The sequence below is a fragment of the Cytobacillus sp. genome, assembly GCF_964223445.1.
In the GTDB taxonomy this organism is placed as follows: domain Bacteria; phylum Bacillota; class Bacilli; order Bacillales; family Cytobacillaceae; genus Cytobacillus.
This window is the reverse complement of record NZ_CAXQGS010000150.1, coordinates 1-11,730: the sequence shown is the minus strand read 5'-3', so window position 1 is coordinate 11,730 and position 11,730 is coordinate 1. Positions and strand designations below refer to the sequence as shown.

General features: G+C 40.5%; 13 protein-coding genes, 1 other RNA gene and 1 pseudogene. 9 read left to right on the top strand and 6 right to left on the bottom strand.

Going from position 1 to position 11,730, the window contains the following annotated elements; all coding sequences use genetic code 11:
- From ACEQ1T_RS25560 to ACEQ1T_RS25525, 8 genes are all read left to right on the top strand, one after another.
- The coding region (locus tag ACEQ1T_RS25560; RefSeq protein ID WP_370225355.1) for a ribonuclease H-like domain-containing protein at positions 1 to 1,073 on the top strand (1,073 nt) is incomplete at its 5' end.
- Positions 1,074 to 1,401: 328 nt separating this feature from the next.
- The gene (locus ACEQ1T_RS25555) at positions 1,402 to 1,779 is read left to right on the top strand and encodes a CotD family spore coat protein (RefSeq protein ID WP_206838111.1); all 378 of its coding nucleotides are present in this window, start codon (positions 1,402 to 1,404) and stop codon (positions 1,777 to 1,779) included.
- Between the two features lie 92 nt (positions 1,780 to 1,871).
- Entirely contained in the window at positions 1,872 to 2,441 is a 570-nt protein-coding gene (locus ACEQ1T_RS25550) for a DUF1273 domain-containing protein (protein ID WP_206838109.1), read from the top strand.
- Positions 2,442 to 2,521: 80 nt separating this feature from the next.
- The gene (gene gpsB / locus ACEQ1T_RS25545) at positions 2,522 to 2,821 is read left to right on the top strand and encodes a cell division regulator GpsB (protein WP_113884602.1); all 300 of its coding nucleotides are present in this window, start codon (positions 2,522 to 2,524) and stop codon (positions 2,819 to 2,821) included.
- A gap of 81 nt (positions 2,822 to 2,902) precedes the next feature.
- An RNA gene (gene rnpB / locus ACEQ1T_RS25540) (RNase P RNA component class B) lies at positions 2,903 to 3,291 on the top strand.
- Between the two features lie 208 nt (positions 3,292 to 3,499).
- Positions 3,500 to 4,639, top strand: a complete 1,140-nt coding sequence (locus tag ACEQ1T_RS25535) for a class I SAM-dependent RNA methyltransferase (RefSeq protein ID WP_206838107.1) — start codon at positions 3,500 to 3,502, stop codon at positions 4,637 to 4,639.
- 179 nt (positions 4,640 to 4,818) lie between these two features.
- Positions 4,819 to 4,986 carry a hypothetical protein gene (locus ACEQ1T_RS25530; RefSeq protein WP_206838105.1) on the top strand — a complete coding sequence of 56 codons (168 nt, stop codon included), beginning with the start codon at positions 4,819 to 4,821 and terminating at the stop codon, positions 4,984 to 4,986.
- Positions 4,987 to 5,206: 220 nt separating this feature from the next.
- A complete protein-coding gene (locus ACEQ1T_RS25525) occupies positions 5,207 to 7,135 on the top strand; it encodes an ATP-dependent DNA helicase (protein ID WP_206838102.1) in 1,929 nt (642 codons plus the stop codon).
- Positions 7,136 to 7,171: 36 nt separating this feature from the next.
- Here ACEQ1T_RS25525 and ACEQ1T_RS25520 read toward each other — a convergent pair whose 3' ends face one another.
- From ACEQ1T_RS25520 to ACEQ1T_RS25495, 6 genes are all read right to left on the bottom strand, one after another.
- A complete protein-coding gene (locus tag ACEQ1T_RS25520; protein ID WP_370225353.1) occupies positions 7,172 to 7,471 on the bottom strand; it encodes a metal-sulfur cluster assembly factor in 300 nt (99 codons plus the stop codon).
- Between the two features lie 12 nt (positions 7,472 to 7,483).
- Positions 7,484 to 8,755: a hypothetical protein gene (locus ACEQ1T_RS25515; protein ID WP_370225352.1), complete on the bottom strand. Its 1,272-nt coding sequence runs from the start codon at positions 8,753 to 8,755 to the stop codon at positions 7,484 to 7,486.
- The gene (locus ACEQ1T_RS25510; RefSeq protein WP_206838097.1) at positions 8,739 to 8,945 is read right to left on the bottom strand and encodes a DUF2249 domain-containing protein; all 207 of its coding nucleotides are present in this window, start codon (positions 8,943 to 8,945) and stop codon (positions 8,739 to 8,741) included. Before ACEQ1T_RS25510 ends, ACEQ1T_RS25515 begins: the two co-directional genes overlap by 17 nt.
- Positions 8,942 to 9,184, bottom strand: a complete 243-nt coding sequence (locus tag ACEQ1T_RS25505) for a DUF2249 domain-containing protein (RefSeq protein WP_206838095.1) — start codon at positions 9,182 to 9,184, stop codon at positions 8,942 to 8,944. The genes ACEQ1T_RS25510 and ACEQ1T_RS25505 overlap by 4 nt, the downstream gene beginning before the upstream one ends.
- A 207-nt stretch (positions 9,185 to 9,391) precedes the next feature.
- Positions 9,392 to 9,532 (bottom strand): hypothetical protein, encoded by a 141-nt coding sequence (locus ACEQ1T_RS25500; RefSeq protein ID WP_206838091.1) that lies wholly within the window; start codon positions 9,530 to 9,532, stop codon positions 9,392 to 9,394.
- 6 nt (positions 9,533 to 9,538) lie between these two features.
- The gene (locus tag ACEQ1T_RS25495; protein ID WP_206838089.1) at positions 9,539 to 10,699 is read right to left on the bottom strand and encodes an MFS transporter; all 1,161 of its coding nucleotides are present in this window, start codon (positions 10,697 to 10,699) and stop codon (positions 9,539 to 9,541) included.
- Positions 10,700 to 11,002: 303 nt separating this feature from the next.
- Here ACEQ1T_RS25495 and ACEQ1T_RS25490 point away from each other — a divergent pair.
- Positions 11,003 to 11,730, top strand: a pseudogene (locus tag ACEQ1T_RS25490) (carboxypeptidase M32); the annotation flags it as partial.

Here is an 11,730-nt window from a genome sequence, read left to right as displayed (position 1 = left end):
GCCTTGATCAAATGCATGGAATCTATTCTTTTGGACAGTTTACAGCGGCGGTGGAGGCCTGGAATTCTTCAGACATCAGGCATCCCCTGTCTGCTGCCGGTCATGGGCCGGAGAATCTTTTCTTTTTTGATACAGAGACAACAGGTCTGGGCGGAGGTACTGGCAATACTATATTCCTGCTTGGCCAAGCCAGTCTGCACGGGAGTAAAATAAAGCTGAAGCAGCATATCCTTCCTCAACCTGGAGCCGAGATTCCATTGTATAAGAGCTTTCTTGAAAGCATTGATTATTCAACAATGGTGACATACAACGGGAAGGCTTTCGACTGGCCGCAGGTAAAAACAAGGCATACCCTTCTTAGGGAGCATGTACCAAAACTTCCTCCATTTGGCCATTTTGATTTGTATCATGCAGCAAGAAGAATGTGGAAGCACAAACTCGAGAGGATAAAACTTGGTGCAGTAGAAAAGGATGTTTTGGGGATTGAAAGAAAGGATGATATTCCGGGTTTTCTGGCACCGATGATCTATTTTGATTTTGTGGAAAGAAAAAATCCTGAAGGAATGCTGGGAATCATAAAACATAATGAAATAGATATTTTATCCTTGATCAGTCTGTATACACATCTTTCTTTCCAAATAATGCAGCTGGATGAAAAACAGACTCCTCGTGAGGTCTATGAAGTAGGAAGATGGCTTTCAACACTGGGTGAATCTTCACAGGCGAAGACAGCCTTTAATAAAATATCCGGAGGAGAGTCTTCTGAAGCTTTGAATGCCAGGTTTGCACTGGCTTTTGAGCATAAGAAACATAAAAACTGGGATGAGGCGGCAAAATTATGGAAGGATATTGCTGAAAAAGGCTTGATGAATATGAAGGTAATATCATGCATTGAACTGGCCAAGATCTATGAGCATCGCTTAAAGGATATAGACCAGGCTATTATGTACGCAAAAAAAGCTTTTAACATGATGAAAGAAATCTCAGGTGGCGAAACAGAAAAGCTAAAAATTAAACAGGAAGAATTACATCGGCGGATTGTACGGCTTGAACGAAAGTTTAATCGAACTTAAATTTCCCTGTAACATAATTTTAATATACCAGACAAAAAAATCCACTATTTCCTAGTTGTATGTACTTCTCCTAACAGGTAAAATTATAACTTGTGTGGTACTTTTTTAGGAATTTTATATAGTGGGGCTGGTAAAATGTATAAAGCAATCTTATTTTTATTCTTCCTTGTAATTTTCACTACAGCAATCGTTTTCTCCAATTTAAAAGACAGTTTCTACAGTATGCTCTAGGGCTAGTACCTAAAAAATAGGTATTTTCATTAGTACAAGATTACTCTTTCTCACATAGGTTGTTAATGTAAAAACAATTTCGAAAGGGGATCTTTATATGTATTGCAGACCAAGACCTTCGCAGGTGATGCCTGCTGTTGTTCATCCGACAAAATGCTGTGTAACTCATTCGTTCCAGAACATTGTGGTTCCACACATACATCCTACACATCATACTCATGTAAACCACATTAACTATGAGAATCAGCATTCTTTCCCGCAATCGCAGTCTAACGTGAACCAGGTGACACAATCGAATGTTAATATGGGACCAAGACCAGGCGTGGCAGGTGCATATAGCCCAGGAATGGGTCCAGGTATGGGAATGGGCCCAGGCATGGGAATGGGTCCTGGGTATGGCGGACCAGGTACTGGCGTAGCAGGAGCATCAACCGGTATGGGTCCAAAACAAGGGCCGAGTTTTTCCGGCAGATAATAAACAAGGGCTTTATGCCCTTGTTTTATTTATATAAATATCAATGGTACTAAAATAAGTCCCAGGCAGATTTCTTTAAGGAGTTTTTGCAATTGGCAAAAGTAGCAGTTATTTCGGGGTACAAGCCTTTTGAAGTAGGGATATTTAAAAATGATGACCCGGCAGTCGGCTATATAAAAAGCGCCATAAGAAAAAGCCTGCTTTCGCTGATGGATGATGGGCTCGAGTGGGTTATCATCAGCGGGCAGCTGGGTGCCGAGCTTTGGGCAGCTGAAGTTGTATCTGATCTTAAGCTGGAAGGTTACGAAGACCTGAAGCTTGCAGTCATTACTCCTTTCTTGGAGCAGGAAGCGTCCTGGAAGGATGCGAACAAAGAATGGTATGAATCTATACTGCTTCAGGCTGATTTTATTGATTCAGTAACAAAAAAACCTTATGAAAACCCTCAGCAATTCAGATTAAAAAATCACTTTTTTGTCAGCAAAAGTGATGTGCTGCTTCTATTTTATGATTTGGAAAAAGAGGGCAGCCCTAAATATTTGTATGAAACCGCAAAAAAATATCAGGAAGAAAATGAATATGACATTAGACTAATCACCTTTTATGATTTACAATTGATTGTAGAAGAAGAACAATTCTCTCAGAGAGACATATTTGAATAATGCTCAGATAAATTGACAAATGTACATATCTCTGGAAAAATAGTATTAATTATGATTGGCGATATACTGAGGTGAGTGTCATGCTATCCGATAAAATTAAATTAACTGCAAAAGATATTTTGGAAAAAGAGTTTAAGACAGCCATGAGAGGCTATAAGCCTGAAGATGTTGATAAGTTCTTAGATTTGGTCATTAAAGATTATGAAGCCTTCCATCAGGAAATTGAAGATCTTCAGCAGGAAAATATGAGATTGAAAAAACAGGTTGATGAAGCTTCACGCAGACCGGCAGCACAAACTGCAGGTACAACCAATTTTGATATTCTAAAAAGATTATCAAATCTGGAAAAACACGTTTTTGGCAGTAAATTGTACGATTGACAGGAATTGTCAGTTTTTCCTGTTTAAAACCATTGCTATTCCATCACAGATTACATATAATATTCATTGTGATCATTAATAGCGTTCGGGTAATCGCTGCAATATACTTTATATTGTAGAGGAAAGTCCATGCTCGCACAGGCTGAGATGCCTGTAGTGTTCGTGCCTAGCGAATTCATAAGCTAGGGCAGTCGGAGCTAGCTCTGGCTGACGGCAGGGAAAATGCCTAAGTCCTTCGGGATATGGCATGAATACCTTGAAAGTGCCACAGTGACGTAGCCTTTTCAGAAATGAAAGGGGTGGAACGAGGTAAACCCCGCGAGCGAGAAACCCAAATGATGGTAGGGGCACTTTCCCTGAGGAAATGAACAACGGGAAGGACAGGCAGATGCCTGTAGATAGATGATTGCCACCTGAGTACGAGACATATGTCGCTTGCAGTACTACGGTACAAAACATGGCTTACAGAACGTTATTAGTGAGACAGTATGAGTGTTATAAATTCAAGCTCTCCTTTTTGGGAGAGCTTTTTACTTTTCTGCCATGCTGGCTAAAATAATGGGGCCAAACAGGCATACGTTGCGGCTATGTATGTAAACAGATATACTTTATGTATTAATAACCAAGTTCAGTTTGGGTATACATATATAGAAATAAGAATTTAGGTAAGGTGAAAATATGTCTAAATATGATTTAATCGCCACAACGGCTATGGGGCTTGAGGCACTCGCTGCCAAAGAGGTGCGCGATCTCGGATATGAATGTGAAGTTGAAAATGGCAGAATAACATTTAAAGGCGATGAAGCTGCAATTGTACGGTCGAATTTATGGCTGAGAACAGCAGACAGGATTCGCATAAAAGTTGGAGAATTTAAAGCAACAAGTTTTGATGAGCTTTTTGAGAAAACAAAATCGCTGCCCTGGGAAAAGTATATGCCTGAAAATGCCGAATTTCCTGTATCAGGAAAATCTGTGAAGTCCAAGCTTTTTTCCGTTTCTGACTGTCAGGCTATAGTCAAGAAAGCAATAGTGGAACGAATGAGAACGAAGTATCACAAGTCAGGCTGGCTCGAAGAAAATGGGCCGTTATTTAAAATAGAAGTTGCTCTTCATAAAGATGTAGCGCTTTTGACCATCGATGCCAGCGGAAGCGGCCTGCATAAACGGGGATATCGTGCAGGGCAGGGGGAAGCGCCACTGAAGGAAACACTTGCTGCTGCATTGGTTATGCTGACTAATTGGAACCCGGATAAGCCATTTGCAGATCCTTTCTGCGGATCTGGCACTATCCCGATAGAAGCAGCGTTAATCGGCCAGAATATTGCACCAGGTTTTAATCGTGAATTCATATCGGAAGGATGGTCATGGATACCTGAAAAAGTCTGGGAAGATGCAAGGAATGAAGCTGAAGACCTGGCGAATTATGATCAGCCTCTCGATATTGCAGGTGCTGACATTGATCACAGGATGGTGAAAATAGCTGAAGAAAATGCATTTGAAGCTGGATTGGGAGATTTAATAAACTTCAAACAAATGCAAGTGCGCGATTTTACGACTGCTAAGGAATATGGTGTCATTGTCGGAAATCCTCCATATGGGGAAAGACTTGGTGAGAAGTCTGCGGTACAGCGAATGTATGCTGAAATGGGGAGTGCATTTGCTTCTCTTGACACATGGTCCATTTATATCCTGACCTCAGACGAAGAATTTGAAACTCACTTTGGAAAAAAGGCAACTAAGAAACGCAAGCTCTTCAATGGTTTTATTCGCACTGACTATTACCAGTACTGGGGAAAAAGACCGCCAAGAAATAAATAGTATTAAAAAACAAAAGCATAATTCCTTCTGAAACTGTATAGAATATCTCTATCTGATTCTTTTTTTCATACCATAAGAATCTATATTCTATTTCGAGAGCTGTCTAGCTCCAGCGCCTACCCCTCGAGGGATTGTCGGGGGCGGGCAAGGCGCTTGCGCTTTTCTAAGGAGGGGTGGCAATGAAGCATTCCAGCATCGATTTTTATAAAATTTCCCAGGCGCTGAATGGAACACTTGAAGCAATACAGGGAGATGGTGATCCATCAGCAGAAGCACTGGAGAGTCTAAGAAATGCACAGGACGAACTGCAGCAGGCATTGTCATTTTCTATGTCACGTGTCAACTGATCGTCAATATTGAGCAGGGCTGCCTTAAATAGCACCCCTGTTTTTTTATGTGAAAGATCAATATACGATTTTTTATAAATCTTGACACTTGCAGTATTTGAGATAAAATTATATGATGTTCATTTGATTATTAACAATCTAAATATGAAATAATGATAGAACTGAAATCAAAGCGTCTGGATAAAAAGGCGCTTTAACTTTTTAATTACGGAGGGGTAGCATGTCTAACCGAATGCCTTTTGCCGTATCCAAGAGCGAATCTTTTTACGAAAAGCTTAGTGAGTGGATCGGAGATGTTTTTTACGATATATTGCCTGAAGCAGGATTTGAAATTCGGGATGAGCAAATATTTATGGCCTTTCAGCTGGAGAAGGCATTTAAAGACAAGAGTGTTATATTTGCTGAGGCCGGTGTTGGGACCGGGAAAACGATTGTTTATCTTTTATATGCAATCAGTTATGCAAGGTACATAAACAAACCTGCTATTATCGCCTGTGCTGATGAGACTTTAATCGAGCAGCTGGTGAAAAAGGAAGGAGATATTGCCAAGCTGGAAAAAGCACTGGGGTTGAATATTGATGTCAGGCTGGCAAAATCACGTGATCAGTACCTATGTTTAAATAAGCTGGACAAGCTCGTAGCGAATGATGTTCATGATCATTATAACCGTATTTTTGATGATCTTCCTGATTTTGTTCAAACAGGCTCTTCCATGCAAAAGTTTGAGAGATATGGTGACCGGAAAGATTATCCTGATTTGCCGGATGAGCATTGGACGAAAGTTGCGTGGGATTCAATCCAGGATTGTTTTACTTGTGAGAAGCGCCACCGCTGCGGTCAAACTCTCCATCGGGAATATTACCGGAGCGCAAAAGACTTGATTATTTGTTCGCATGATTTTTATATGGAACATATCTGGACCAAGGAATCAAGAAAACGTGAAGGGCAGCTGCCCTTGCTTCCAGAGAGCTCCTGTGTGGTTTTTGATGAAGGCCATTTGTTGGAATATGCCTCCCAAAAGGCCCTGACTTATCGTTTTACTGAGCAGATACTGGAATCCATTTTGACAAGGCTCATGGCTAATGATGTACGTGAAAAAACGTTAAATATAATTGAGGATGCTATTTACCAGAATGAGCATTTCTTTATAACACTTTCCATGTCCGCTTCAGGTGACGCAGGCTCTGACAAGAAAACGATTGAAAAAACTGCCGATGTAATGAGAGAAGGCAGTAAACTGCAGAGCTTAATCAATACACTTGAGGAAGAACTGGTGTTTGAAAGCGAAATGTACGTTATTAATGAATATGACTTAAAAATTGTCGAAGAATATCTTGAGCAAATCGCATACTCACTTTCACTATTCCTAAAGGATTTAAAAGGAATTACCTGGTTTGAAGAAAATAATGGTGAAAGAACCCTGGTCATCATGCCAAGAATGGTGGAAGATATTATGCGGGAAGAAGTATTTTCCCAAAAGAAGCCGTTTGTATTCTCTTCAGCAACATTGTCAGAAAATAAATCCTTTGATTATATGGCAAAGAGCCTTGGAGTAGATGATTATTTATCTTTTACTGTAGATTCCCCGTTCGACTATGAAGAAAATATGGTCATTCGCATGCCGGAATTTGCAGAGGAATCATGTTTAGCGAAGATGGAATATATTCTGGAACAAATTAAGCTGACAGAAGGCAGGGCTTTAGTATTATTTAACAGCCCTTCTGAATTGGCAGAATTCAAAGCCTTTGCATCGGGAAAATTGAGTATGCCGATCTTTTTTGAAGGGGATGCAGAAATAAGTACCCTCGTGTCAAATTTCCAAAATGATGAGCATTCAGTCCTCTGCTCTGTCCATTTGTGGGAAGGTCTAGATATACCGGGAAGATCCCTGGAAAATGTGCTTATTTTTGGCTTGCCATTTCCTCCTCATGATCCGGTCTTTACAGCCAAAAGGGAAGGTTCATCTGATCCTTTCAGAGAGGTTGATCTGCCATATATGATTCTGCGGTTAAGACAGGGAATTGGGCGATTAATTAGAACACATGAAGACAAGGGCACCGTTCATATTCTGATGAATAAAAATGAAAACCAGGAAGTGCGTGAAACGATAATAAGGGTTCTGCCTTCAGAGCCATCCATAAAAAGCTGAACAAAGGCAGTGCCCCAAGCGGGCGCTGCCTTATTGTTAACCTCTCAAAAGCTGATTAGCTTCAGGTGTCATAAGGGCAGGGGTCCAGGCAGGCTCCCAGACAAGATTAACCTCGACAGCAGAAAATTGCTTCAGATCTTCGATGCAATACTTTACTCCGCTGACAATACTGTCATGGAGCGGGCATCCGGGTGTTGTAAGGGTCATGGTAATTACTGTCTTGCCATCATCGGGAAAATCAATATCATAAAGAAGTCCCAAATCAACCACGTTTATATTTAACTCAGGATCCATTACTCTTTTTAGATTGCTGAGAACTAATTCTTTTGGATTCAAGTTCATATCCTCCTATTTTTTTAAAACAGTAATAATCAAATAACAGAAAACAATGCTGGCGCCAGCCGTTAAAACCTGACCGGATAGGAACAGGACAAGGTGTTTATATGCTATGGAGACTGTCACACTGAGTATACCGAGAATGAAAGCGGAAAGAACCGGAATGGCTGCCTTGTCATTTATCATATCCTTTAGCGAAGGTACACTCTTTTTGCCGATTTCTTTGCTGTATTTCCAAGTCCACCATAGGAATGGCACAATTTTAAATAGATAACCCCAAATGCTCAATGCTACCCAAAGCATGAGATATGCAAATGCCAGATACCCGACGGTACTTTCAAGTCTGCCGGTTAACGAGCATATGAAAGCCCCCAGGTGGATGGCCAGTCCTGCAAGTATAGCGAGAAGAGCAAATCGAAATGAATAATCAAGCTTTTTCTTTACTCTTTTCTGCAGGATTTGCAGCATGTGCCAGGTGAAGAATGCAAATCCGCCTGCAAGGATCATTAATGCAATGGTAAGAAGTGAACTTTTCTCTGTGAAAAAAGAGATAACTGCGGCAGCCAGACCTGCTGCATAAACCGTAAAGACATATTTGGCCGGCTTCATGCTATAGCCATGAGACAAGGAAAACATGGGAACCATTTTATAGGAAAATCCAAAAATCAGGAGTGTAAACCAGCCCGCTGTTCCAAGCAGTATATGGCTTTTAAAGACTGCTTGATAATAATCAGAAATAAATCCTGTTTTCATGCTGTAGACCAGGATGATTCCCATTAGAATAACAGTTAACAGACTAATCAGTGCAGTTCCCACGAAAAGAGTCAATACATTAGGCTTCGCCTGCTGCCTTATAGTCATGAACATTTGCAGTAAAAACATTAAGATGCCACTTAAAGTAATCAGCCCAGGCAGCATCGCGCTCTCTGGAGTATGAAATAAACTATGGGCAAAATATAAGATTCCAAATGCAGTAACCGTAAATTGGAAAAAGCCAAACTTTTCATTCCATATAGGTGTAAGAAAGGCCACCGGTACGAGCTGATACATGGCTCCCATTGCAGTCATCAGCCCCCAGCCCAATATAAACAAATGAGCCGCTGACCAAATGGCGGGTATACGAAAATGACTGTTAATTATGGATTCCCCTTGAAAAAGAATGAGCGCCATAGATCCTATTAAACAGAGCAGGCTGAAAAGAATAAATGAAAAAGGAAGTTTGATATTGGTCTCATTTTTTGTATTGGCCAGCAACGAGATCACCTGCTTATTTTTTGATTTCAATTAAAAAGCTTCCGTCTTCCTGTTCGGAAGTTACATATTTGCAGCCCATTTCGTCCAGTTGTTCATAAAGAAACATGGGCCGCCTGTCATTTATAATTGATAAGGTTTCTCCCTCTGTCAAATCTTCAAGAGCCGCGAGTGTTCTCATCATCGGCTGCGGCGGCTCCAGCCCCCGGTTATCCAGTTTCATTTTGAAGCACCTCTCTTAGTAAAGGTCACTTTCCAATGCTTCTTTTCAATTTCTTCAGCTTTATATTCGAAGTCTTTAGCCTTTAATACTCCAAAAAGAGGGATGGGCTTAAACGGGGCATGAAGTATAAAAACATCATCGATATCAAGTTCAGCTATCGCCGACATGATTTTTTGGAACGGCTCCAATTTATTTTTTATATCCTCTCTTACATCAAGTTCAATAACTTTGTTTTCCATTCTGATCTCTCCTTTAATTGGCAGATGGTTTAATTTAGTTCTAATAACAGAAATCAATTGCCAGTGAGAATTGTTATTAATTGCTTTAAGTTTAACATCGGCAGCTCTTCAACTAAGTGACATATATCATATTTCGAAGAACATATTACAAAAGGCATTACTAATCTATGAAAAAAAATCATTAGGACAAAAAAAATCCGCAGATGCTTACTCTGCGGATTCTGCCTGTTCTTCAATACATTCAAAACAGATTGTTTCATTTTTTTCATTATGGACTCCGTTGAAGAATCCATCAAGACAGTATAGATCTTTGCCGCAAACAGAGCAGCTGCTAACTAATTCTTTCATTTTCGGTCACTCCCGGCTCTTTAATAATTGGGAACTCCGCTTTTTAAAGTATATGAACATGCCGCATACCGTTAACAGTAAAAGTGCTGCGGCGATCAAAAAACCTATATTGAAAGTTACTCCCAATAAACCTAATAGGGTGGAGCCGGCTACAACGCCCAAAGAAAAAAAGGCATAAAAGAGGCCAAACGCCTTTCCTCTTGTTTTTTCTGTTGTATGGCTGGCTATAAGGGCATTAATGGAAGGGAATAAAAGTGCAAACCCGGTGCCGTAAAGAACCATGCATAAAAACATGAATACAAGGGAAGAAGCTGAACTTAGCAGAACGAGGGCCATCCCAATAATCAGCATTCCTGCAAGCATGCTATTGTGGTGTTTATAGGCATCAAAAATATTATTAATAGGCAGCAGAAAAATAAGGATGGCGGTGATTCCGAAAGTGCTTAATAAAATCCCGCTGTATATCGAATCAAATTGCAAAGCTTCTACCTGAAGAGGAAGAAGGTAGGCAAGTGTCCCTTGAGCAAACATGAGTGAAAAAGCTCCTAAATAACTTGCTGCCAGCATAGGATTCTTTAATAATGGAAGCATTTTTTCAGAATGAGAGCTTTCTTCTTTTACTTTTTTCTGATACCCTGACGGCAAAAACACAAAGGCCAGGACTGCACTGCTGATCATCGTTGCCGCTATAATTAAAAAGACCCAGTTTATGCTGTAATTGGAAGCAATCACAGCGCCAAAAGCAGGCCCGACTATGGCAGAAAAGCCAACAGCTGCACCCGATACAGCCATTTTTTTACCCTGTTTGTCTGATTTTCCGCGGTCTGCAATGACTGTAAAAGCTGCAGGTACCAGAAAGCCGCCAAATAACCCATGAAAAAATCTTACTGTAATTAAATGCAAAGGTGTCTCAGCAAATGTATACAGTACTACAATAATGCCAGTTAAGGAAAGGCCAGAGACCAAAACTTTCTTTGCTCCGCTTTTATCTATCCAATAGCCTGCCAAAATATTGCCTATCATATTCGAGAAGGAATACATCCCAACAATTAATCCCACAAAGGCTGGTGAAGAGTCAAAGGATTTGGCAAAAGGGCTCATAATGGGGAGCTGGGAAAAGGTATCTATAAATGCTGCAATAACGATAAAGTAAATCAAATATTTCATGCTATCTCACTTTCTCGCGTCCAACGGGCAGTAAGACCTTCACTTTAGGACTCAGAGGAATCAAAAGAGAATAAGTGGGGGGCCAAACTGCCCGTAAGGGCCCGATAAATTCAACTAATAATCAGCGGGGAAAAGCGCCCCCGCTAATTGAAGTTTCACTTTAGGTTAGTTCACTTTACACCATTATAACTCTTTGGCCGGCAGGTTAAAAAGAAAAACAGCAAAGGGAAAAGATTATGATGACTTCCTTTTCAGAAAAGTATGATAAAATGTTAATATATTAGATATATAGGGGGTAAAATTGTGGCAGAATCATTAAAACAGACAGAACAGCAATTCCTTGATTATGTCAAAAAAATGACGGCCTATAATGAAGCCATCGGGCTGATGTATTGGGATATGCGGACAGGGGCACCCAAGCAGGGGCTGGAACAGCGTTCCGAAGTGATTGGAATGCTCTCTTCAGAAGTATTCAAAATGTCAACATCTGAGGAAATGGCTGCATACATAGCGAAACTTTCCGGCCGGGAAAATCTTACTGAAGTGACATTGAAAACTCTTGAAGAATGCAAAAGGGATTATGATCGGAATAAAAAAATTCCTGCAGAGGAATATACGGAGTATGTCATCCTGCAATCCAAAGCTGAGAACATTTGGGAAGATGCAAAGGCGGGCTCTGATTTTAAGATGTTTCAGCCATATTTGGAAAAGCTTGTTGAAATGAATAAACGATTCATTTCTTATTGGGGATATGAAGGCAACAAATATAATACTCTGCTGGATATGTATGAACCTGGTGTTACCGTTGAAACACTTGATCAGGTGTTTGGACAGCTGAGGGAAAAAATCGTCCCTCTGGTTCAGCAAATTTCCGAATCACAGAATAAACCGGACACCAGCTTTTTATTTGAACACTTTGCCAAGGACAAACAGCGGGATTTCAGCCTTAAAGTTCTTGATCAAATGGGCTATAACTTTAAGGCAGGACGCCTTGATGAGACTGTTCAGATCGGAAGAGCGTCGTGTAGGGA